The organism is Rhodovulum sp. 12E13 (assembly GCF_003340565.1).
Lineage (GTDB): Bacteria > Pseudomonadota > Alphaproteobacteria > Rhodobacterales > Rhodobacteraceae > HLUCCA09.
Window position 1 is genome coordinate 51,195 of the sequence record NZ_QPLK01000015.1, and the last position, 20,300, is coordinate 71,494.

General features: G+C 71.7%; 19 protein-coding genes. 10 read left to right on the forward strand and 9 right to left on the reverse strand.

Annotated elements, in window-relative coordinates; all coding sequences use genetic code 11:
• The first annotated feature begins 75 nt into the window (after positions 1 to 75).
• The 4 genes from DLJ49_RS13610 (at position 76) to prfB (ending at position 6,240) form a co-directional block, all read left to right on the forward strand.
• Positions 76 to 1,287 carry an N-acetylmuramoyl-L-alanine amidase gene (locus DLJ49_RS13610; protein WP_115394103.1) on the forward strand — a complete coding sequence of 404 codons (1,212 nt, stop codon included), beginning with the start codon at positions 76 to 78 and terminating at the stop codon, positions 1,285 to 1,287.
• 122 nt (positions 1,288 to 1,409) lie between these two features.
• Complete coding sequence (locus tag DLJ49_RS13615; RefSeq protein WP_158547468.1) at positions 1,410 to 2,396, forward strand: alpha/beta fold hydrolase; 987 nt, start codon at positions 1,410 to 1,412, stop codon at positions 2,394 to 2,396.
• Between the two features lie 105 nt (positions 2,397 to 2,501).
• On the forward strand, positions 2,502 to 5,018 hold the full coding sequence (locus tag DLJ49_RS13620) for a penicillin-binding protein 1A (protein ID WP_115394105.1): 2,517 nt from the start codon (positions 2,502 to 2,504) through the stop codon (positions 5,016 to 5,018).
• A 97-nt stretch (positions 5,019 to 5,115) separates the two neighbouring features.
• Positions 5,116 to 6,240 (forward strand): peptide chain release factor 2, encoded by a 1,125-nt coding sequence (prfB, locus tag DLJ49_RS13625; RefSeq protein WP_115394106.1) that lies wholly within the window; start codon positions 5,116 to 5,118, stop codon positions 6,238 to 6,240.
• Between the two features lie 74 nt (positions 6,241 to 6,314).
• Here prfB and DLJ49_RS13630 read toward each other — a convergent pair whose 3' ends face one another.
• From DLJ49_RS13630 to DLJ49_RS13640, 3 genes are all read right to left on the reverse strand, one after another.
• Positions 6,315 to 7,268, reverse strand: a complete 954-nt coding sequence (locus DLJ49_RS13630; RefSeq protein WP_115394107.1) for a phosphoadenosine phosphosulfate reductase — start codon at positions 7,266 to 7,268, stop codon at positions 6,315 to 6,317.
• A gap of 102 nt (positions 7,269 to 7,370) precedes the next feature.
• Positions 7,371 to 7,916, reverse strand: coding sequence for a hypothetical protein (locus DLJ49_RS13635; RefSeq protein WP_115394108.1), 546 nt, complete (start codon positions 7,914 to 7,916; stop codon positions 7,371 to 7,373).
• Positions 7,917 to 7,926: 10 nt separating this feature from the next.
• Positions 7,927 to 9,156 carry an acyl-CoA dehydrogenase gene (locus DLJ49_RS13640; protein WP_115394109.1) on the reverse strand — a complete coding sequence of 410 codons (1,230 nt, stop codon included), beginning with the start codon at positions 9,154 to 9,156 and terminating at the stop codon, positions 7,927 to 7,929.
• Between the two features lie 162 nt (positions 9,157 to 9,318).
• On the opposite strand from DLJ49_RS13640, the gene DLJ49_RS13645 reads away from it, so the two are divergent.
• Positions 9,319 to 10,080, forward strand: coding sequence for a dienelactone hydrolase family protein (locus tag DLJ49_RS13645; RefSeq protein WP_115394110.1), 762 nt, complete (start codon positions 9,319 to 9,321; stop codon positions 10,078 to 10,080).
• Between the two features lie 4 nt (positions 10,081 to 10,084).
• On the opposite strand, the gene DLJ49_RS13650 is transcribed toward DLJ49_RS13645, so the two are convergent.
• Both DLJ49_RS13650 and infC read right to left on the reverse strand, forming a co-directional pair.
• The gene (locus DLJ49_RS13650; RefSeq protein ID WP_115394111.1) at positions 10,085 to 10,657 is read right to left on the reverse strand and encodes a TetR/AcrR family transcriptional regulator; all 573 of its coding nucleotides are present in this window, start codon (positions 10,655 to 10,657) and stop codon (positions 10,085 to 10,087) included.
• Positions 10,658 to 10,816: 159 nt separating this feature from the next.
• Positions 10,817 to 11,371 (reverse strand): translation initiation factor IF-3, encoded by a 555-nt coding sequence (gene infC / locus DLJ49_RS13655; protein WP_233489014.1) that lies wholly within the window; start codon positions 11,369 to 11,371, stop codon positions 10,817 to 10,819.
• Positions 11,372 to 11,632: 261 nt separating this feature from the next.
• On the opposite strand from infC, the gene DLJ49_RS21795 reads away from it, so the two are divergent.
• Positions 11,633 to 11,770, forward strand: coding sequence for a hypothetical protein (locus DLJ49_RS21795; protein WP_158547469.1), 138 nt, complete (start codon positions 11,633 to 11,635; stop codon positions 11,768 to 11,770).
• A gap of 293 nt (positions 11,771 to 12,063) precedes the next feature.
• Here DLJ49_RS21795 and DLJ49_RS13660 read toward each other — a convergent pair whose 3' ends face one another.
• Positions 12,064 to 12,966, reverse strand: a complete 903-nt coding sequence (locus DLJ49_RS13660) for a ferredoxin--NADP reductase (RefSeq protein ID WP_233489016.1) — start codon at positions 12,964 to 12,966, stop codon at positions 12,064 to 12,066.
• 292 nt (positions 12,967 to 13,258) lie between these two features.
• The gene (locus DLJ49_RS13665; RefSeq protein WP_115394113.1) at positions 13,259 to 13,519 is read right to left on the reverse strand and encodes a DUF2849 domain-containing protein; all 261 of its coding nucleotides are present in this window, start codon (positions 13,517 to 13,519) and stop codon (positions 13,259 to 13,261) included.
• Between the two features lie 210 nt (positions 13,520 to 13,729).
• On the opposite strand from DLJ49_RS13665, the gene DLJ49_RS13670 reads away from it, so the two are divergent.
• Both DLJ49_RS13670 and DLJ49_RS13675 read left to right on the forward strand, forming a co-directional pair.
• The gene (locus tag DLJ49_RS13670; protein WP_115394114.1) at positions 13,730 to 14,206 is read left to right on the forward strand and encodes an Lrp/AsnC family transcriptional regulator; all 477 of its coding nucleotides are present in this window, start codon (positions 13,730 to 13,732) and stop codon (positions 14,204 to 14,206) included.
• 88 nt (positions 14,207 to 14,294) lie between these two features.
• A complete protein-coding gene (locus DLJ49_RS13675) occupies positions 14,295 to 15,419 on the forward strand; it encodes a PQQ-dependent sugar dehydrogenase (protein WP_115394115.1) in 1,125 nt (374 codons plus the stop codon).
• Between the two features lie 63 nt (positions 15,420 to 15,482).
• Here DLJ49_RS13675 and DLJ49_RS13680 read toward each other — a convergent pair whose 3' ends face one another.
• Positions 15,483 to 16,502 carry a GlxA family transcriptional regulator gene (locus DLJ49_RS13680; RefSeq protein ID WP_115394116.1) on the reverse strand — a complete coding sequence of 340 codons (1,020 nt, stop codon included), beginning with the start codon at positions 16,500 to 16,502 and terminating at the stop codon, positions 15,483 to 15,485.
• A gap of 196 nt (positions 16,503 to 16,698) precedes the next feature.
• Here DLJ49_RS13680 and DLJ49_RS13685 point away from each other — a divergent pair, with 196 nt between their 5' ends.
• Positions 16,699 to 18,096 carry a class II 3-deoxy-7-phosphoheptulonate synthase gene (locus DLJ49_RS13685; protein ID WP_115394117.1) on the forward strand — a complete coding sequence of 466 codons (1,398 nt, stop codon included), beginning with the start codon at positions 16,699 to 16,701 and terminating at the stop codon, positions 18,094 to 18,096.
• Positions 18,097 to 18,587: 491 nt separating this feature from the next.
• Positions 18,588 to 19,292 carry a DUF1194 domain-containing protein gene (locus DLJ49_RS13690; RefSeq protein ID WP_115394118.1) on the forward strand — a complete coding sequence of 235 codons (705 nt, stop codon included), beginning with the start codon at positions 18,588 to 18,590 and terminating at the stop codon, positions 19,290 to 19,292.
• Between the two features lie 6 nt (positions 19,293 to 19,298).
• Here the strand turns inward: DLJ49_RS13690 and DLJ49_RS22140 are convergent, their stop codons facing one another.
• Positions 19,299 to 20,126 (reverse strand): PAS domain-containing protein, encoded by an 828-nt coding sequence (locus DLJ49_RS22140; protein ID WP_233489017.1) that lies wholly within the window; start codon positions 20,124 to 20,126, stop codon positions 19,299 to 19,301.
• Positions 20,127 to 20,300 lie beyond the last annotated feature (174 nt).

Here is a 20,300-nt window from a genome sequence, read left to right on the forward strand (position 1 = left end):
GCCGCCGCCGCTTTCCACGGGCGCTGCGCTCGGGTAGTTTGCGGCCAACGAGGCCGAGGTCGAGCAGGGCCCGCCATGATCCGACGCTTTCTCGCCGCGGCGCTCGCGCTGGCGTTTTCCGGCGCTGTCGTGCGGGCGCAGGATGCCGCCGCCCCGGCACGGCTCGATCCCGCACGCTCCGCGGTCACGGCCACGCAGGAGGGGCTGTCGCTCTCGCTCGGGCTGACGCGGCCCGTACCGTGGCGGGTGCGGGCCTTGGCCGACCCGCCGCGCCTGGTTGTCGACCTGCGTTCCGCCGCGCTCGACCCGCCGGACGCGGCCGCCCTCGCCGTGCCGGGGGCCGTGACGGGCCTGCGGGCCGGGCCGCTCCGGGCCGACTGGTCGCGGCTGGTCCTCGACCTCGACCGCCCGCACGAGGTGGTCGAGGCGGGCATGGCGACCGGCGACGGCGCCGCCCGCATCGACATCCGCCTGCGCCCCGCGCCGGCCGGGTCGCTGGCGGCGGCGCCCGACTGGGCGAGCCCCGCCTTCGCCGACGAGGCCGAGACGCTGGCGCCCCCGCCGCGCCGCGGCCCGGCCGACGACCGGCCCGTGGTGGTGCTCGATCCCGGCCATGGCGGGATCGACCCCGGCGCGGTGCGCGACGGCCATCTCGAGGCCGACATCACGCTCGCCTTCGCCCGCGAATTGCGCGACGCGCTGCGCCGCGACGGCCGCTTCCGCGTGGCGCTGACCCGCGACGCCGATCTCTTCGTCTCGCTCGACGGGCGCATCGCGGCGGCCCGACGGGCGGGGGCCGACGTCTTCGTGTCGATCCACGCCGACGCGGTGGCCGAGGGCGTGGCGCGCGGCGCGCAGGTCTACACCCTGTCCGACGCCGCCTCGTCGCGTGCCGCCGCCGAGCTCGCCGAGCGGCACGACCGGGCCGACCTTCTCGCCGGCGTCGACCTGACCGAGCAGGACGACCGCATCGCGCGGGTGCTGATGGACATGGCCCGCACCGAGACCGAGCCCCGCACCGAGGCGCTGGCCGGCACGCTGGTGGACGCGCTGCGCGGGGCGGGCATCCGGCTGCATGCCCGCCCGCGCGAGAGCGCCGCCTTCTCGGTGCTCCGGGCGCCCGACATCCCCTCGGTGCTGGTCGAGATCGGCTTCATGTCGACGCCTGCGGAGCTCGAAAAGCTGCTCTCGGAGGCATGGCGGCGCCAGGCGGCCGAGGCGCTGGCCGCGGGCCTCGCCGCCTGGGCCGAGGCCGACGCGGCGCGCGACGCGCTGCTGGGGCGCTGAGGCGCGTGGGGCGCGGCGTCGGCGGGGACGAGCGCGCAGGTGGCGGCTGCCGCTCGGGAACCCGGCGCCACGCGCCCGGCGGCGCTGGCGGCCGGGGCGCCGGCCCGCTAGCGTCGCCCGCGATGCGCGACGATCCCGCTCTCCCCGACCGGCCCACACGGCGCCGCGCGCTCGCCCTCGCGGCGGGCGGCGCGCTGGCGCTCGCCGGCTGCGGCGGGCGGCCCGCGCCGCTGCCGGAGCGGCCCGCGGCCGAGACACCCGCCGTCGCGATCCGCCGGGGCGCGCGCAACGTGGCCGGCGCCGACGGCACGCCCCTTGCCGCGACCGCCTGGAGGCCGGCAGGGCGGCCCCGCGCGGCGATCCTGGCGCTCCACGGCTTCGGCGAGACCGCACCCAACACCTGGGGCGCCGCCGCGCGGCACTGGGCCGCGCGGGGCATCGCGGTCGAGGGCTACGACCATCGCGGCTTCGGCCGGAATCCCTCGCGCAAGGTCTGGCCCGGGGCCGAGGCGCTGGTGGCAGACGCCGTCGCCGTCTCGCGGCAGGTGCGCGTGCGGCATCCCGACATGCCGCTCGTGGTGGTGGGGCACTCGATGGGGGGCGGCGTGGCGCTCGCCGCCGCCGCGGCCGGGCTCGAGGCCGACGCGCTGGTGCTTGCCGCCCCCGCCATAGCCGGCGGTGCCCAGATGTCGCCCGTCTACCGGCTGGGGGGCTGGGCGCTCGGCACCTTCGCGCCCGACCGGCGCTTCACGGGCGGCGACGCGGTGACGCTGGTGCCCACCGACAACCCCGACGCGCTGGCGGCGGCCGCCGCCGACCCGCTCCACTTCGCCGACGCCTCGGGGCGCGAGCTGTGGGGGCTGGTGCGGGTGTCCGACCTCGCCGCCCGCGCCGCGCCGCGTGTCGGGATCCCCGTGATGACGGTGATGGGGGCGCACGACGATTACGTGCGCGCCGCGGGCGTGCGCGCGGTGCACGAGAGCATCCCCGGCGCCGCGCGCTTCGAGTTCTACCCCGAGGGCTGGCACTGGCTGTTCCGCGACCGGCAGGCGCGCGCCGTGTGGGAGGACGTGGGCGACTTCGTGCTGGGCCTGCCCGCCCCGGCCTGACCCCCGCGCCCTCGAGGGGCCGCGCGGTGCGGCGCCCGGCCGCCCGCGCCTTTTCAGGCGTCCGGGTCAAGGGTATATTCACCACGACGCAACAGGATTCCGTTCATGATCCGCTTTCTCTTCTCGGGCCTCGGCGCCCTCTTCGCCATGCTCACGACCGGCGCGCTCTTTGCGGCGCTGATGGCACTGGCCGTCCTGTGGATGTATGGGCGCGAGCTGCCCGACCACGAGGAGCTGGCGAATTACGAGCCCAGGACGATCAGCCGTGTCTACTCGACCGAGGGGCAGATCATCGACGAGTTCGCGGTCGAGCGGCGCCTCTTCGTACCGTCGGAGGACATCCCCGATCTCGTCAAGGCGGCGTTCATCTCGGCCGAAGACAAGAATTTCTACACCCATGCCGGCTACGACCCGCGCGGCATGGTGGCGGCCGTCGTCGACATGGCGCAGGGCGGTGCGCTGCGCGGCGCCTCGACCATCACCCAGCAGGTGATGAAGAACTTCCTGCTGTCGGGCGACCGCACGGTCGAGCGCAAGCTGAAGGAGATCATCCTCGCCGCCCGCGTCGAGCAGGCGCTGACCAAGGAAAAGATCCTCGAGCTCTACCTCAACGAGATCTACCTCGGGCAGAACTCCTACGGCGTGGCCGCAGCGGCGCAGACCTTCTTCAACAAGACCCTGTCCGAGCTGGAGCCGCACGAGGCGGCCTATCTCGCCGCGCTGCCCAAGGCGCCCTCCGACCTGCACCCGGTGCGCGCGAAGGAGCGGGCGACCGACCGGCGCAACTTCGTGCTGCGCGAGATGTACGAGAACGGCTATCTCGACGCCGCCACCTTCGAGGCCGAGCGGGCGATGCCGTTGCGCTCGGTGCAGAACGGCGATTTCGACAGCTTCCGCCGGGCGCTGCCGCCGCGCGGCTATTTCACCGACGAGATCCGCCGGCAGCTGTCGTCGGAGTTCGGCGAGGAAGAGTTCTTCGGCGGGGGGCTGGCGATCCGCGCCACCGCCGATGCCGAGTTGCAGAACGCCGCCGAGCAGGCTCTGCGCCGCGCGCTGGAAGACTACGACCGGAGCCAGGGCATCTGGCGCGGCACCGGCCGGAGCCTGCCGCAGGAGGCGCTGGCGAGCGAGGCGGCGTGGCGCGCCGCGTTGGCCGAAACGGAGGTCGCCCGCGACATCGTGCTCGAGGGCAAGGCCTGGCTCCCCGCCGTGGTGCTCGACGTGGCCGAGATGGCGCTGACGCTCGGTGTGGAGGACATCGACGGCACGGTGAGCGTGCCGCGCGAGGATATTCGCTGGCTGCGCGGCGACTTCTTCGCCAATTTCGAGGCCGGCGACGTGGTGCATGTCCGCCGCGTGACCGACGAGGGCGGCCAGACCGTGCGCTGGTCGCTCCGGCAGGTGCCCGAGGTCGAGGGCGCGTTCATGGCGATGGACGTGCATAACGGCCGGGTGCTCGCCCTGCAGGGCGGCTTTTCCTACCAGCACTCCGTCTTCAACCGGGTGACGCAGGCCACCCGCCAGCCCGGCTCGGCGTTCAAGCCGCTGGTCTACGCCGCAGCGCTCGATTCGGGCTACACGCCCGCCACCATCGTCGTCGACGCGCCGATCGAGGTCGACACGCCCGACGGCGTCTGGCGCCCCAAGAACGCCTCGAACCGCTATTACGGCCCGACGCCCCTTCGCACCGGGATCGAGCAGTCGCGCAACCTGATGACGATCCGCCTCGCCCAGGAGATCGGGATGAGCACGGTCGGCCGCTACGCCGAGGATTTCGGCGTCTACGACGACCTCCAGCCCTTTCTCGCCAATGCGCTCGGCGCGCAGGAGACGACGCTCTACCAGATGGTCGCGGCCTACGCGATGTTCGCCAACGGGGGCGAGCGGGTGGAGCCCACGCTGGTCGACCGCGTGCAGGATCGCTGGGGCGCCACCGTCTACAAGCACGACCAGCGCCGCTGCCCCGAATGCGAGCTCGCCGCGCTGGCGCCGGGCGAGGCGCCGCGCATCGTGTCGGACCGCGACCGCGCCATCGACGCGATCACCGCCTACCAGCTCACGTCGATGCTGCAGGGCGCGGTCGAGCGCGGCACGGGGCGCAGCGCGGTGGGTTCGGCGGGCCTCGGCGTGCCGCTGGCGGGCAAGACCGGCACCACCAACGACGCCAAGGACGTGTGGTTCGTGGGCTTTTCCTCCAACATCGCGGCGGGCTGCTACATCGGTCACGACCAGCCGCGCTCGCTCGGCCCCGGCGCCTATGGCGGCACGCTCTGCGCGCCGGTCTTCGCCGAGTTCATGCGCGAGGCGATCGCCAAGTATGGCGGCGGCGCCTTCGCGGTGCCGCCGGGGGGCTATTTCGTCAAGATCGACCGCCGCTCGGGCGCGCGGCTGCCCGACAGCGCGTCGGGGCCCAACGTGGTCGCCGAGTATTTCCGCGAGGGCGAGCAGCCGGTCTTCGGCATCGCGCTCGACGGCGGCTTCCGGATGGGCAACGACGTGGCGCTCTTCGCGGCGGGCGAAGATCCCACGACGAGCCGCGAGGTGACCACCTCGACGGGCGAGCGCGTGCGCATCGCGCCCAAGGCGTCGTTCGGGTCGCTCTCGTCGGGCGGCCTTTACTGATCCGCGCCGCCGCCCCCGTGCCCCGCGCCACGCTTGAAGGCGCCGGGCGCGGCGCCTATACCCCGTCTCTCACCCACCCGAGCGAGGGAGCCCGACCATGCGCGCCGAGACGCAAGCCACCGTCGAGAAGGTCCGCAAGTCGCTCGACCTGCTGGGGCAGCGACTGGGGCTGGAGACGGCCGAGCACCGGCTGGAAGAGTTCAACGCCCGCGTCGAGGACCCGACACTGTGGGACGATCCCGCCGCGGCGCAGAAGCTGATGCGCGACCGACAGGCGCTGGTCGACGCGCTTGGCACCTACCGCGAGATCGCGCAGGAACTCGAGGATCAGGTCGACCTGATCGAGATGGGCGAGGCGGAGGACGACGCCGAGGTCGTCTCCGAGGCCGAAGCCGCGCTCAAGGCGCTGGCAGAGAGGGCCGCCGCCAAGGAGATCGAGGCCCTGCTCGACGGCGAGGCCGATTCCAACGACACCTTTCTCGAGATCAACGCCGGCGCCGGCGGCACCGAAAGCTGCGACTGGGCGGCGATGCTCGCGCGCATGTATGTCCGCTGGGCCGAGAAGCGCGGCTACAAGGTGGAGCTGCAGGCCGAGAGCGCGGGCGAGGAGGCCGGCATCAAGTCGGCCACCTACAAGATTTCTGGCCACAATGCCTATGGCTGGCTCAAGAGCGAATCGGGCGTCCACCGGCTCGTGCGCATCTCGCCCTACGACAGCTCGGCCCGGCGGCACACCTCGTTCTCGTCGGTCTGGGTGTACCCGGTCGTCGACGACAACATCGAGATCGAGGTGAACCCGGCCGACATCCGCGTCGACACCTACCGGTCGTCGGGCGCGGGCGGGCAGCACGTCAACACGACCGACTCGGCGGTGCGGATCACCCACATCCCCACCGGCATCGTGGTGACGAGCTCGGAGAAGTCGCAGCACCAGAACCGCGACATCGCCATGAAGGCGCTGAAGTCACGCCTCTACCAGATGGAGCTCGACCGCCGCAACGAGGCGATCCAGGAGCAGCACGAGCAGAAGGGAGAGGCCGGCTGGGGCAACCAGATCCGCTCTTACGTGCTGCAACCCTACCAGATGGTGAAGGATTTGCGGACGGGGCACGAGACCTCAGACACGCAAGGGGTGCTCGACGGCGACCTTGACGGCTTCATGGCGGCGACGCTGGCGTTGCAGGTGTCGGGAAAATCGCGCGCCGAGGCCGCTGCCGAGTAAATCCACCGCCGGTGAAGGGTCGGGGGCCTGCGCCCGCCGGTCGCCGCCGTCCGCCCATCGGGGGCCGCTATCGGTCAGCCCGTGCCGCTCTCGCGGGGCTGGCGGTGCCAGAGCGGCGGGGGCAGGGCGCGATTATCCCGCTCGAGAGTCTCTTCCGCCTCGGCCAGCGCGCGGTGAAAGGCGGGGCGGTCGATCTCCTGCAGCACGCGCCGCGCCCAGAGACCGCTGAGGAACGGACGGTCCTGTGCCGCGAGCACCCTGAGCACCGACCGCAGGTAGGGGCGGTGCCGGTGCCGCTTCCGCCAGATCCGCGCGAACGAGCGCCGGTCGAGCCGCCCCAGCGCCGCGGCACGCACCAGCGGCCAGGTCACCCCCATCTCGGCCAGCGCCTGGTCGGTCTGCCAGCCCAGATGCGCGGTGCGGAAATGCTGCGCCCGCGGCCCGAAGAGCGCGGCATGCATCGCGTCCTCGCTGACGGTCGGGTCATAGATCAGCGACACGCGCTCGGCGGCCTCGACCATCGCGGGCGCATAGCCGTATCGGCCCGTGAAATCCAGCCGCCGCGCGCCCATGAAGCGATGGTCCCACACGGCGCGGGCCGGATCGAGCGTCGCCTGCGGCCGGATCGCCAGCACCGCCGCGCCCGGGGCGGCGACCGAGAAGGCGCAGGCGGCATAGCCCTCGGCCCCGGCGCCGTAGAACAGCACGCGGTCGAACAGATCGAAGAAGCCGTCGTCCACCAGGTCGTCGAAGAAGGCATAGACCTCGGCATCGCGGAACCACGTCGTGCCCTCGGAATAGAGGCAGAGCTGCGACCAGCCCTCGCGCCCGGCCAGGCGCAGGCCGGCGGGCAGCTTCTCGCCCTCCTGCGCGCGGATGTCCTCGGCGTTCTCGAAGGTGACGAGCAGAACCTCCTGATCCTCCTCGGTGTAGAGGGCGCCATGGCGCTCGGCGAGCCGCGCGTGGAAGCCGTGCTCCATCGCGTGCTGATCGAGCCGGGAAAGCCAGGCTGCCGTCGTCGTCGTCATCGTGCCTCCGCTCGGGGTCCCTTTCACCTTACCGCGACTTGGTAAACCGGGAATGGGGCGGAATTGGGAGCGCGCGGCGGCGCGCGGGCCGCCGACGCAAGGTCATGGGCGACGAAAGACGCAGGCGCCGTCGCGCGTGAGGTCGGCGTCGGGGGCGAGGCCCGCCGCCGATGCGGCCTCGGTCACGGTGTCGGGCGGCCGGCCCGCGTCACCGCCCGCGGCGGCGAGGGCGCTGAGGGTCGGTAGCGCCGGGAGGCGGGGCAGGGGGCTGGTCGTCGCGTCGAGGAAGAGCAGGGCGGGGGCAAAGTCCGGCAGAGCCTGCGCTTCGAGAAGGGACAGGCGCGGCAGGCCGTTGAGGCGGGCGAGCGCCGCGAGATGCGCGCGGCGCTCAGGGTCCGGCTCGACGATCGCCAGATGGGGCAGGCCGAGCTTGCCCGCCAGCAGCGCCACGATGTGCCCGCATCCGCTGCCGATCACGGCCGCCCTGGCGTCTGCTCGGGCGAGGGCGAAGGCGGCCGCCGTCAGGCCGGGCTGCCACGCGCCGGCCTCGAGCGCGGCCGCCGTGCCGACGTCGATCACGCCGGTATCCCGCGGCAGGTGCAGGCCGCGCCAGCGCAGCGGCCGCGTGCCCGTGGCCTGTGCGCCCATGCGCCGGCGCTCAGCCGAACGCCTGCAGCCCGGTCTGCGCGCGCCCGAGGATCAGCGCATGGATGTCGTGGGTGCCCTCGTAGGTGTTCACCGTCTCGAGGTTGGCCATGTGGCGGAAGACGTGGAAATCCTCGCTGATCCCGTTGCCGCCGTGCATGTCGCGCGCCTCGCGCGCCACGGCGAGCGCCTTGCCGCAATTGTTGCGCTTCATCAGGCTGATCGCCTCGGGCGCGGCGGTATGCGCCTCCATCATGCGGCCGAGCGCCAGCGCCCCCTGCAGGCCCAGCGCGATCTCGGTCTGCATGTCGGCGAGCTTTTTCTGGAAGAGCTGGGTGGCGGCGATCGGCTTGCCGAACTGCTTGCGGTCGAGCCCGTAGGCGCGGGCGGCGTGCCAGCACGCCTCGGCCGCGCCCATCACGCCCCAGGCGATGCCGTAGCGGGCGCGGTTGAGGCAGCCGAACGGCCCCTTCAGCCCCTCGACGCCGGGCAGAAGCGCGTCCTCGCCCACCTCGACCCCGTCCATCACGATCTCGCCGGTGACCGAGGCGCGCAAGGACAGCTTGCCGCCGATCTTGGGGGCGGTCAGCCCCTGCGCCCCCTTCTCGAGCACGAAGCCCTTGATCTTGCCGTCATGCGCGTCGGACTTCGCCCAGACCACGAAGACATCGGCGATCGGCGCGTTCGAGATCCACATCTTGGAGCCGGTGATGCGGTAGCCGCCCTCGACCTTCTCGGCGCGGGTCTTCATGCCGCCGGGGTCGGAGCCGGCATCGGGCTCGGTCAGGCCGAAGCAGCCGATCAGCTCGCCCCTGGCGAGGCCGGGCAGATACTTCCGCTTCTGGGCCTCGGTGCCGTAGGCGTGGATCGGGTACATCACCAGCGACGACTGAACCGACATCATCGAGCGATAGCCCGAGTCGACCCGCTCGACCTCGCGGGCGATCAGCCCGTAGCTGACATATCCCGCGCCGAGCCCGCCGTATTCCTCGGGGATGGTGACGCCGAGCAGGCCCGCCTCGCCCATCTCGGAAAAGATCGACGGCTCGACCGTCTCGGCCGCATAGGCGGCGGTCACGCGCGGCTGGAGGCGCGACTGCGCGAACTCGTGCGCGGCATCGCGCAGCATCCGCTCGTCCTCGGTCAGCTGCGACTCGAGGCCCAGCGGATCCTCCCAGACGAACGGGGCGAGGTTGGGGCGGTCGGCCTCGGCGGCGGCGGCGACGGGCGTCTCGACGTTCATGGCATCTCTCCTCACGCTTGGCCCTGATCTATGGCAACAGGCGCCGAGGGGCAACGCCGGCCCGTGGCGCCACCCGCACCTACCGACGATCGGCGCGCGCGCTTGCCCCGCCCGTGACGGCGCTAGGTCATGGAGGCGCACTTACCGAAGGGAGAGAGAGAGATGACCCGCACGCCCCTCACCGCCACGCTGGCGATCGTCGCCGCCGGTACCCTCGTCACGCCGGCCGCCGCCGAGCTCGTCATGCAGGATTTCGACTACGAGGTCGGCGGCGTGCCGATGCAGGGCCACGTGGCGCGCAATACCGCCGTCGAGCCGCGCGGCACGGTGCTGATCGTCCACGACTGGGACGGGCTGACCGACTACGAGGAGACGCGCGCCGGGATGCTGGCCGCGCTCGGCTATACCGCCGTCGCGATCGACGTGTACGGGCGCGACAACCGTCCCACCTCGATGGAGGAGAACCGCGCCCGCTCGGGCGAGCTCTACGCAGACCGCGAGCTGTTCCGGCAGCGCCTGACGGGCGCGCTCGAGGCGGCGCGGGGCCTCGACGGCGTGGACGACGACATCGCCCTCATCGGCTACTGCTTCGGCGGTGCCGCCGTGCTCGAGGCGGCCCGCGCCGGCATGGACGTCGACGCCTTCGTCAGCTTCCACGGCGGGCTGCCGACGCCCGAGGGGCAGAGCTACGAGGGCGCCTCGGGGCCGGTGATGTTCTTCCACGGCTCGGCCGACCCGGTCTCGGGCCCCGGCGACCTCGCGCAGGTCATGGCCGAAATGCTGGAGGCGGGCGTCGAGCACCAGGCGCACATCTATGGTGGCGCTCGGCATTCGTTCACCGTCTGGGGGTCGAACGACTACGATCTGGAGGCCGACACCGCGTCGTGGAGCGCGCTGCAGGCATTCCTCGCCGAAGAGCTCTGAGAGCTCAGCCGCCGCCCGCGAGACGACGCGCCAGCGACTCGATCATGTCGACGGGGTCGTGCGGGGGCGGCGTTCCGGCATCCTCGGCGCGCACGAGCGTCAGGACGAGGCCGAGCACGGCGGCGTGGATCGCGGCGGCATCGGCGCTGCGCGCGTCGCTTTCGCCGTCGAGGCTGGCGGCAAGGTCGGCGAGAACCGGCGCGGCGATCCGGCCCGGCCGCGAGTCGGCCGCCCCCGAGGTGGCGGGCGGCGTGAGGTAGACGAGCCGGAATCGGTCGAGATCCTCGAGGTGAAAACCCGCCACCGCCTCGACGAAGGCGCGCACCGCCTCGGGCCCGCGCCGCCCCCGCAGCGCTGCGCGCGCCGCCCCCGCCTCGGCCGCGACGTCGGGCAGGAGGGTCTCGGCCAGCAGCGCATCCTTGGTCGGAAACCAGTATATCACGGCCTGTTTCGACTTGCCGAGGCGCCTGGCCACCGCGTCGAAGGTCAGGCCGCGCGGCCCGTTCGCGCGGAGCACGTCGCGGGCGATGCGCAGGATTCGCTCGCGCGTGTCCGCCCTGCCTGCCTCTGTCGACATGATGCGCTCCCGTGCTCGCCTACCGGCGGTAGGCTAGGCGCGCGCGCCGCGTGCGGGCAAGGGCAATGGCAAGGGCAGGCGACACGCAAAAGCCCCGTCGCGGTTGCGGCGGGGCTGGGGCTGGGCGGGCCGTGATCCGCAGGAGGCCGGCTCAGGGGGTCATTTGGCGATCGGGCCGATCATCATCACCATCTGGCGCCCTTCCATCTTGGGCATGTTCTCGACCTTGCCAAGGGTCTTCACGTCTTCGGCCACGCGTTCGAGCAGGTCGCGCCCGAGGTTCTGGTGGGCCATTTCCCGGCCGCGGAAGCGCAACGTGACCTTCACCTTGTCGCCAGCCTCCAGGAAGCGGGTGACGTTGCGCATCTTGACGTCGTAATCGTGGCTGTCGGTGTTGGGGCGGAACTTCACCTCCTTCACCTCGATCGTCTTCTGCTTCTTCTTGGCCTCGGCCTCGCGCTTCTGCTGCTCGTACTTGAACTTGCCGAAGTCCATGATCTTGCAGACGGGCGGGGTCGCGTTGGGCGAGATTTCCACCAGGTCGAGGCCCACCTGCTCGGCAAGCTCGAGAGCCCGCTCGGGCTTGACCACGCCGACGTTCTGGCCGTCCGGGCCGATCAGGCGAATCTCGGGGGCGCGGATGCGTGCGTTGACGCGGGGGCCGGTGTCGCGCGTGGGGGGCGCGTTGTGAGGTCTGCGGGCTATGGCGATCATCCTTCGGTGGTTGGGGAAAAGTGGTCGCAACATACCGTTTTCGCGGGGTCCTTTCAAGGCGCGACAGGCGACGCAGCATCCTCGTCCGACGCGGGGCCCGGGGCCGGCGTCGCGGGGCCGGCGTCGCGGGGCTGGCGCCTGACGATCGGGCGTTTCCCATGCGCCGGACCCGTGGCAAGGGAGAGGGGTGGCCCGGGCCGGCCGAGTCGCCCGTTTCTCCGGCCAGGCCGCGTTGTGTTTTCCGTCGACCGGAGGCCCGCCATGACCCGCGTGACCGCCCTCATCATAGCCCTCGTCGCCATCGCCACCGGCGCATGGCTCTACTGGGACAGCCTCGACACGGCGCCCGAGGCACCCGCAGTGGCACCAGCCGAGGCGCCCGCCACGCCGGCGGACTAGCCGCCCCCGCGCATGCTCCCGACGCGGTGACGGGGGGCGGCCGCGTGTCGGAAGCGACGGGGGTCGCGGCGCTCGGCGCGGCGACGTCACTCCCGGACGACAGCCCGCAGGAGGCGCGACTGCACACAAGGGCGATCCGGGCCGACGAGGCCCGGCCTCTCGCCTGCTTCCCCATCGTGAAGGGCGGCATCAGAGAGCGTTCGGCGGGGCCGCTGGAGGAGGGGCCCGCCACCGAGGCGGCCCGCACAGCAAGCGGCCAACGCGCCGGCCCTTTCGGGGCGGGGCAGACGATGTCAGCCGACGAAGGCCTTTTCCACCACGTATTCGGCGGGCTCCGAATTGGCGCCCTCGCGCAGCCCGTGACCCTCGAGAAAGGCCTTCATGTCGAGGTTGAAGGGCAGCGATCCGCAGACCATCGCGCGGTCGGTCTCGCGCGAGAGCCCGCCCTCGATGCCGAGATCGCGGAACACGGTGCCATCCTCGAGCAGCGTGGTGATCCGGCCCATGCGCGGGCTCTCCTCGCGGGTGGTCGTGGGGTAGTAGAGCAGCTTGTCGGCGAAGCCTTCGCCGATCAGCTCGGCCAGCACCTCGTCGCGGCGCACCTCGTCGACGAGGCGCCGGCCGTATTCCAGCTCGGCCACCTCGCGGCAGGTATGCGTGAGGATCACCTGGTCGTAATCATGGTAGGTCTGCGGCTCGCGGATGAGCGAGGCATAGGGAGCGATGCCGGTGCCGGTGGCGAAGAACCACAGCCGCTTGCCGGGCAGCAGCGCGTCGTGGACGAGCGTGCCCACCGGCTTGGGCTTGAGGATGATCTCGTCGCCCGGGCGGATGTGCTGAAGGCGCGAGGTGAGCGGGCCGTCCTGCACCTTGATCGAGTAGAACTCCAGCTCGTCGTCCCAGTCGGGCGAGGCGATGGAGTAGGCGCGCAGCAGGGGGCGGCGCTTGCCCGTCTGCGGGTCGGGCTCGCCCATCAGCCCGATCATCACGAATTCGCCCGAGCGGAAGCGCAGCGAGCGCGGCCGTGTCGTGCGGAACGAGAACAGCCTGTCCGTCCAGTGCGCCACATGGGTGACGGTGACAGTGTCGGGCCAGTCGATCGTCGCCGGATCGGGCGCCGGCGCGACGAGGCGCGGCAAATCGGCGAGGGAGGAAGAGGCGGCCGCGAGGGCCTCTGGCATCTGGTCTTCGGGCATCCCGTGTCTCGCTCGTGGTCTTCGCGCTCCGTGGCTAGCGCGCGCCCGCGATGCCGGCCTTGATCTGGGTCAGGCGGGGGCGCGCGGCAGCCCGGGCATGCGCTTGCCGTCGACTAGAGGTGACTGCACGGGCGCGGAGGGTCAAGCGCGACCCATCGCCCCCGTGCGCCGTCCGGCAGGTGCGGTGTTGCGCGATCCGGGGGCCGGAGAGCCCGCGGCGCGGCCCCGATCGGCGCCAAGCCCAGACGAGCGCCAAGGCCAGACGGGCGCCAAGGGCAGACGGGCGCCAAGGTCAGACGGGCGCGACCGCCTCCCGGATCGAAACCGGGCCGTGCGGGCCGATGCGCACCTCGACGAGCCGAACGTCGCTGCCGCGCGGCCCGGCGCCGACGCACGCGGCCTCGAGCAGACGGATGTCGCCATGCGCCTCGTCCTCGATAAGCTCCGCCTCGGCCAGGTCGGACGTCCAGCCGCCGGCCTCGGTCAGAAACACGCAGCGGCCGGCAGGACCGCCCTCGGCGACCACGACGCTGGGTCGGAAGGAATGGGGCATCGGCTCGTCTCCTCTTCGGACTGCCAAGGTCTGACCACCCGCGCCCGGATCGGCGCCGCCTGTGGCAGCCCTGCACCGGACACCCCCTGATCCGCACCCCTTATAGAACAGGTTCCTTGAGTCGCGCCAGAGCAAGCTACAAATCAAAATGCTTGTTCTGCGTTGCGGCATGATTCGGAGCGCAGGTCTAGCCCCCGGGGAGCCAGCGATATGCCCGTTCGCCTCGACGCGATGGACAGGAAGATTCTCGCCGAGCTGCAGCGCGATGCGGGGCAGTCGCTCGACGAGATCGCGCGGGCGGTGGGCTCGTCGAAGACGCCGGTGTGGAACCGCGTGCGCAAGATGCGCGAGGCGGGCGTTATCCGGCAGAACACCGTGCTGCTCGACCCCGAGGCGCTCGGGCTCGAGGCGTGCTTCTTCGTGCTGATCCGGACCGCGGCGCACGAGACGGAGTGGCAGGCGCGCTTTCTCGAGGCGTTGCGCACGCGGCCCGAAGTGCTCGAGGCACACCGGCTGGCGGGCGACGTCGACTACATCGTCAAGGTGCGGGTGCCCAATGCGCGCGCCTACGACCGTTTCTACCAGGCGCTGATCGGCGAGGTATCGATCCACACGGTGACGGCGCTGCTGTCGATGGAAGAGATCAAGGCCACGCCGAACCTGCCCGTGGTCGAGTTCGGCGGCTGAGGCCGCGGCCTCCCGTCGACAGGCAGCCTTGATCCCCAACCGGAGACGCCCATTTTTGCCCGGCTGGCCCGAAGAAGAGAGAGGTAACATGCCCGCTCGCCTCGCCCTCGCGCTCATGTTCGCCCTCGTGGCGCCCGGTCTTGCGGCCCACGCCGAGACGCGACAGACCGACGAGACCCCTGTCGAGATCGAAGCCGTCGTCACCGGGCTCGACGCGCCGTGGGCGGTGGGCTTTCTGCCCGGGGGAGGGCTGCTGATCACAGAGCGCGACGGGCGTCTGCTGCATGTCGGGCCGGAGGGCGCCCGCCGCGAGGTCGCCGGCGTGCCCGAAGTGCGGGCCTCGGGGCAGGGCGGGCTGCTCGACGTGCTGGTGCCCGCCGACTTTGCCGCGCGGCGGGAGATCTTCCTCAGCTTCGCCAAGCCTCAGGGCGGGCGCGAGGGCACCGCGGTGGCCCGTGCGCGGCTCTCGGACGACGCCGCGCGGCTCGAGGACATGACGGTGATCTGGGAAATGGCGCCGGGCTCCTCCGGCGGGCGGCATTTCGGCTCGCGCCTCGTCGAGGGCGAGGGCGGCGCGCTCTTCGTGACCGTGGGCGACCGGGGCGACCGGCCCTCGGCGCAGGACGTGCGTATCGAGAGCGGCAGCATCGTGCGCATCACGCGCGACGGCACGATCCCCGCCGACAACCCGCTGGTGGGGCGGCAGGGCGCGCGGCAGGCGCTCTGGACATGGGGCCACCGCAACCCGCAGGGCATGGCCCGCGACGGGCAGGGCCGGCTCTGGGCCGTGGAGCATGGCGCGCGCGGGGGAGACGAGGTGAACCTGATCGAGCGCGGCACCAATTACGGCTGGCCGATCATCAGCTACGGCCGCCACTATTCCGGCGCGCGAATCGGGGAGGGCACGGAAAGGGAGGGCATGGCCCAGCCCGCCCATTACTGGGATCCGTCGATCGCGCCCTCGGGCATGGCCTTCGTCACCGGCGGTTTCTTCGCCGAGGTCTGGGGCGGCGACATTCTGGTGGGCTCGCTCAATTCCGACCTGATCTCTCGGCTTGAGGTCGACGGCGAGCACGTCCGCGAGGTCGAGCGGATCGCCACGCCCGAGACGGCGCGGGTGCGCGACATTCGCCTCGGCCCCGACGGCGCGATCTGGTTTCTCTCCGAGGGCAACGGCACCCTCTACCGGATGACGCCGGCTCCCGGCGGCTGAGGGGGGCCAAATCCCTTCAGGAAGGGATTTGCAAAAGCCTTCCCGAAGGCTTTTGGGTGGCGCCTACACCGGCAGTTTCGCGCCGCCATGCGCACCGCGCTCGCGGTAGGGGGTGGTTTCGTACATCGCGCGGTAGCACTTGGAGAAGTGCGAGGGCGAGGTGAAGCCGCAGGCGAGCGCCACGTTGATCACGCTCATGTCGGTCTGCAAGAGCAGGTTACGCGCCTTCTGCAGGCGCAATTCCATGTAATAGCGCTTTGGGCTCCGGTTCAGGTAGCGCCGGAACAGCCGCTCGAGCTGCCGGGTCGAGAGGCCGACGTCGCGCGCCAGAAGCGCGGGCGAGATCGGCTCCTCCAGGTTCTGTTCCATGATCTGGATGACCTGTCCGAGCTTGGGGTGGCGGACGCCGATGCGCGAGGGGATCGACAGGCGCTGGGTGTCCTGGTCGGTGCGGATGGCCGAATAGATCAACTGGTCGGCCACCGCGCCGGCCAGTTCCTCGCCGTGATCGTCGGCGATCAGCTTGAGCATAAGGTCGATCGAGGCGGTGCCGCCGGCGGTCGTCATGCGGTTGCCGTCGATCACGAAGACCGACTTGGTGAGCGTCACCTCGTCGAACTCCTCGGAGAAGCTGTCCTGGTTTTCCCAGTGGATGGTGGCGCGCTTGCCGTCGAGCAGGCCGGCCTTGGCCAGCGTGTGGCCTGCGGTGCACAGCCCCGCCACGGGCAGCCCCCGCCGGGCCTCGCGCCTGACCCAGGAAATGACCCGCCTGGTCGTGGCCTTCTGGATGTCGAGGCCGCCACAGATCATCAGCGTGTCATCGCGCGTGATCTCGTCCAGATCGCCGTCGAGCACGAACTCGGTGCCGTTCGAGCAGCGCACCGAGCCGCCCCCTTCTCCGAGGCTGATCCACGAATAGAGGTCGCGGCCGGCCATCCGGTTGGCAATGCGCAGCGGCTCGATCGCGCAGGCGAAGGAAAGCAGCGTGAACTCCGGCAGCAGCACGAAAACGAACCGGCGCGGCTTTGCCCCGGCGCCTTTCGCGGGGACGGGCTCGGGGGCGGTGCGGTGCAGCTGGTCCATGGGTCCGCGATCATGTCTGGCGCCCAACCCAATGCAAATTCGGGACAGCGCCGCAATACCTAATGTATCACGTTCATGACGATGGAACACGCGGTGCGGCCGGGTGCTCCGCGGCGCGGCGATTTGCCGTGGCGGCGCGTGGCGCCAGCCGCTATAGAGCGCGGCGCGACCGCCACCGCGAGGGAGAGAGACCGACATGTCCGCCGCACCGCAGAACGCCCCGACAGAGACCGCCCGCTGGAGCAAGTCCGGCTGGCGTGCCAGGCCGCGGGTGCAGATGCCGGACTATCCCGACCAGGCGGCGCTGGCGCGCGTCGAGGCGCAACTCGCCCAGTACCCGCCGCTCGTCTTCGCGGGCGAGGTGCGCCGGCTGAAGGGCGAGCTCGCCAAGGCTGCCCGCGGCGAGGCGTTCCTGCTGCAGGGCGGCGACTGTGCCGAGAGCTTCGCCGAGTTCTCGGCCGACACGATCCGCGACACCTTCAAGGTGATGCTGCAGATGGCGGTCGTGCTGACCTACGGCGCCAAGGTGCCGGTGGTGAAAGTGGGCCGCATGGCCGGGCAGTTCGCCAAGCCGCGCTCGGCCCCGACCGAGACCGTGGAGGGCGTCGAGCTGCCCTCCTACCGCGGCGACATCGTGAACGAGATCGATTTCACGCCGGAGGCGCGCGCGCCCAAGCCCGAGAAGATGCTGCAGGCCTACACGCAGGCCGCGGCCTCGCTGAACCTGCTGCGCGCCTTCTCGACCGGCGGCTTCGCCGACATCCACCGGGTGCATGCCTGGACGACCGGCTTTGCCGCCGAGGACAAGGCGCAGGCCTACCGCGACGTGTCGAACCGGATCGCCGACGCGCTCGACTTCATGCAGGCCGCCGGCCTCGACGCCGACAATATCGAGGCGCTGGCCTCGGTCGACTTCTACACCAGTCACGAGGCGCTGCTGCTCGAATACGAGGAGGCGCTCTGCCGGGTGGATTCGACCTCCGGCCTGCCGGTGGCGGGCTCGGGCCACATGATCTGGATCGGCGACCGCACCCGCCAGCCCGACGGCGCGCATGTCGAGTTCGCCCGCGGCGTGCAGAACCCGGTGGGGCTGAAATGCGGCCCCTCGATGGAGACGGAGGACCTCAAGCGGCTGATGGCCACGCTCAATCCCGACAACGAGGCCGGGCGGCTGACGCTGATCTCGCGCTTCGGCGCGGGCAAGGTGGCCGAGCACCTGCCGCGCCTGATCGAGACGGTGCGGAGCGAGGGCGCCGACGTGGTCTGGGTATGCGACCCGATGCACGGCAACACCATCAAGTCGGCCACCGGCTACAAGACGCGCCCCTTCGAGCGGGTGCTCTCGGAGGTGCGCGAGTTCTTCGCCTGCCACCGCGAGGCCGGCACCATTCCCGGCGGCGTGCATTTCGAGATGACGGGCCAGGACGTGACCGAGTGCACCGGCGGCCTGCAGGCGGTCTCTGACGAGAACCTCAGCGACCGCTACCACACCGCCTGCGACCCGCGGCTCAACGCCACGCAATCGCTGGAGCTCGCCTTTCTCGTGGCCGAGGAACTGTCTCAGCGCCGCGACGCCGCCCGTGCCGTGGTCTGACCGGCGCGCAACCACAGGGGCAGGCTGACCGGCGGAAGCTGACCGGCGGAAGGGGACCGGCGGAAGGGGACCGGAGCGCCTGCGGCGCATTCCTTCCCACTGGGCCCCGCCATTGGCGGGGCCGGCCTCCGGCGGGGATATTTCGGGCAAGAAGAAGCATGCTCGTGAGCGGCCCCGGTCGCGGCACGCCGAGGAGACGGGGCGCCCAACGACAGGTCGGCGACGATCGGCTCGTCGCATCCATGGGCGCCGCGCGCCGCGATCCGGTGCGCAGGGCGATGCGCGAGCGCAGGATGGCCCTGCCCTGGACGACGCGCGACGCCGTCATGCGTCGGGTTCCTGTCACCCTCAGGGCGATGATCCTGCACGGGCCGCGCTCGCCTCTTGTCGGGACCACGGTCGCTTTCGCGTCGTCCCGCGGTGGGGCGCTCCACTTTGCCCTGCGGCAGGCGGGGGCTAGCTCCTCCTGCGGGACATCGTGGGGAGGGATCATGCGCGCGCTTCTGTTCGCCTTGGGTCTGGCGCTGCCGGGGGCGGCATCGGCCCAGGATACCGATCTCGAACTCGTGCTGCTCGCAGATGCGTCGGGCTCGATCGACAGCCGGGAATACGATTTGCAGCGCGAAGGGTATGCCGCCGCGATCGTCGATCCCGAGGTGCTGGAGGCCATCGCCAACACAGCCTACGGCTCGATCGCGGTGACCTATGTCGAGTGGGCCGCGAACCAGGTCGTGGTGGCTGAGTGGACGCGCATCGCCGACCGCGAGGATGCCGAGCTGTTCGCCGCGCGCGTGCTCGCGCCGCCCCGCCGCGCCATCGGGCGCAACGCCATCGGCTCGGCCCTCCTCGAAGGGCTGGCGCTGATGGAGGAGAACGACATCGACGGCTGGCGGCGGGTGATCGACTTTTCCGGCGACAGCGTGAACTCGTATTCGGGGCCTCCCATCGCGGCGGCGCGCGAGCGGGTTCTGGCGGCGGGGGTGACGATCAACGGGCTGCCCATCCTGCGGCCGGGCGACCCGGGGCGCGCGATGGGCGGGCTCGAGGCGCTCTTCGCACAGCGCATCGCGGGCGGCCCCAATTCCTTCGTCGTGACGGCCGAGAGCCGCGCCTCCTTCGCCGAGGCGATCAAGCGCAAGCTGATCCTCGAGATCTCGGGCGAAGTGCCGCCGCGGAGCGTCGCGGCGGCAAGGTGAGGCGCGTCACTCGTCCGTGTCGGACTTGACGATGTAGAGATGCGGCCGCCCCTCGGCGCGGGGCGGCCGGGCGGGCTGGCCCGTGCTGCCCTGGACAGGGTCGGGAACGTAGGGCGCGGCCGGATCGAAGAAGCCGGGCCGCGGGGCGTCGCCCGGCGCCCGCTGCCGGGGCGCCGGCCCCGCCCCGGTGCCGCCGCGCGAGGGATCGTCCGGCGTCGCGGAGGGGCGCCGGCCGCGCGACCAGCCGCCGATGCGCCGGTCGCCCCGATGCTCGGGCCCCGCGATGCACTCGACCTGCTCTGTCGTGATCGTGAAGCGGCGGGGCGCCCGGCCCACGGGCCCCACCGTCGACAGGCAGCCGAGCGCGCGGCTCACGTCGCCGAAATCGCTCTTCAGGGGCAGGAGCAGCAGCCGCGCGTCGAGGCCGGGCCGGCCGATGCCGGACTCGCCCGCAAGCGACATGCGCGCGATGGCGGGCGCGTCGAAGACCTGTTCGAGCGCGGCCGAGACCCGCTTGCGCGCCTCGGGCACGAAGAACGAGGTCAGCGGCATGCCCCGCACCTCCATCCCCATCAGGTCGTTCAGGTGCATCCCCGCGAGCCGGAACCGCGCCATGCCCGGCGCGATGCGCTCCAGGATGAAGGCGTATTCAAGCGCGTCCTCGATGCGCCGCGGGTCGACCTCGGAGCGGGCAGGAAGCAGCCTGTCGCCGCGCAGCCCCTGCCAGTAGCTTTCCAGATCGCCCAGAACGGGGAACCGCATGTCCTTCGCCACCTCCGCGAGCGAGACGACCTCTGCACCGTCGCGCTCGCCTTCCGCGCCCTGATCGGCCATCGCGGCCTCCTTGCCTGCTGTTCGCGCCCGCGGCCTGCACGGCCCGGCGCCTGCGCCCCCTGCCAACCGCACGTCGGGGTCGTGCGCCCCGTGAAGCGATTGGTTACCCGGTCTTTAACGTGCCAGATTCTTCATGGCTTGTGCGAAAAATCCTGCCAGAGGGTTAACGCGCCC

Excerpts from the sequence above, each read along its gene's own strand:
- DLJ49_RS13610 (WP_115394103.1), top strand. The coding sequence starts at position 76 with ATGATCCGACGCTTTCTCGCCGCGGCGCTCGCGCTGGCGTTTTCCGGC.
- DLJ49_RS13615 (WP_158547468.1), top strand. The coding sequence starts at position 1,410 with ATGCGCGACGATCCCGCTCTCCCCGACCGGCCCACACGGCGCCGCGCG.
- DLJ49_RS13620 (WP_115394105.1), top strand. The coding sequence starts at position 2,502 with ATGATCCGCTTTCTCTTCTCGGGCCTCGGCGCCCTCTTCGCCATGCTC.
- prfB (WP_115394106.1), top strand. The coding sequence starts at position 5,116 with ATGCGCGCCGAGACGCAAGCCACCGTCGAGAAGGTCCGCAAGTCGCTC.
- DLJ49_RS13630 (WP_115394107.1), bottom strand. The coding sequence starts at position 7,268 with ATGACGACGACGACGGCAGCCTGGCTTTCCCGGCTCGATCAGCACGCG.
- DLJ49_RS13635 (WP_115394108.1), bottom strand. The coding sequence starts at position 7,916 with ATGGGCGCACAGGCCACGGGCACGCGGCCGCTGCGCTGGCGCGGCCTG.
- DLJ49_RS13640 (WP_115394109.1), bottom strand. The coding sequence starts at position 9,156 with ATGAACGTCGAGACGCCCGTCGCCGCCGCCGCCGAGGCCGACCGCCCC.
- DLJ49_RS13645 (WP_115394110.1), top strand. The coding sequence starts at position 9,319 with ATGACCCGCACGCCCCTCACCGCCACGCTGGCGATCGTCGCCGCCGGT.
- DLJ49_RS13650 (WP_115394111.1), bottom strand. The coding sequence starts at position 10,657 with ATGTCGACAGAGGCAGGCAGGGCGGACACGCGCGAGCGAATCCTGCGC.
- infC (WP_233489014.1), bottom strand. The coding sequence starts at position 11,371 with ATGATCGCCATAGCCCGCAGACCTCACAACGCGCCCCCCACGCGCGAC.
- DLJ49_RS21795 (WP_158547469.1), top strand. The coding sequence starts at position 11,633 with ATGACCCGCGTGACCGCCCTCATCATAGCCCTCGTCGCCATCGCCACC.
- DLJ49_RS13660 (WP_233489016.1), bottom strand. The coding sequence starts at position 12,966 with ATGCCCGAAGACCAGATGCCAGAGGCCCTCGCGGCCGCCTCTTCCTCC.
- DLJ49_RS13665 (WP_115394113.1), bottom strand. The coding sequence starts at position 13,519 with ATGCCCCATTCCTTCCGACCCAGCGTCGTGGTCGCCGAGGGCGGTCCT.
- DLJ49_RS13670 (WP_115394114.1), top strand. The coding sequence starts at position 13,730 with ATGCCCGTTCGCCTCGACGCGATGGACAGGAAGATTCTCGCCGAGCTG.
- DLJ49_RS13675 (WP_115394115.1), top strand. The coding sequence starts at position 14,295 with ATGCCCGCTCGCCTCGCCCTCGCGCTCATGTTCGCCCTCGTGGCGCCC.
- DLJ49_RS13680 (WP_115394116.1), bottom strand. The coding sequence starts at position 16,502 with ATGGACCAGCTGCACCGCACCGCCCCCGAGCCCGTCCCCGCGAAAGGC.
- DLJ49_RS13685 (WP_115394117.1), top strand. The coding sequence starts at position 16,699 with ATGTCCGCCGCACCGCAGAACGCCCCGACAGAGACCGCCCGCTGGAGC.
- DLJ49_RS13690 (WP_115394118.1), top strand. The coding sequence starts at position 18,588 with ATGCGCGCGCTTCTGTTCGCCTTGGGTCTGGCGCTGCCGGGGGCGGCA.
- DLJ49_RS22140 (WP_233489017.1), bottom strand. The coding sequence starts at position 20,126 with ATGGCCGATCAGGGCGCGGAAGGCGAGCGCGACGGTGCAGAGGTCGTC.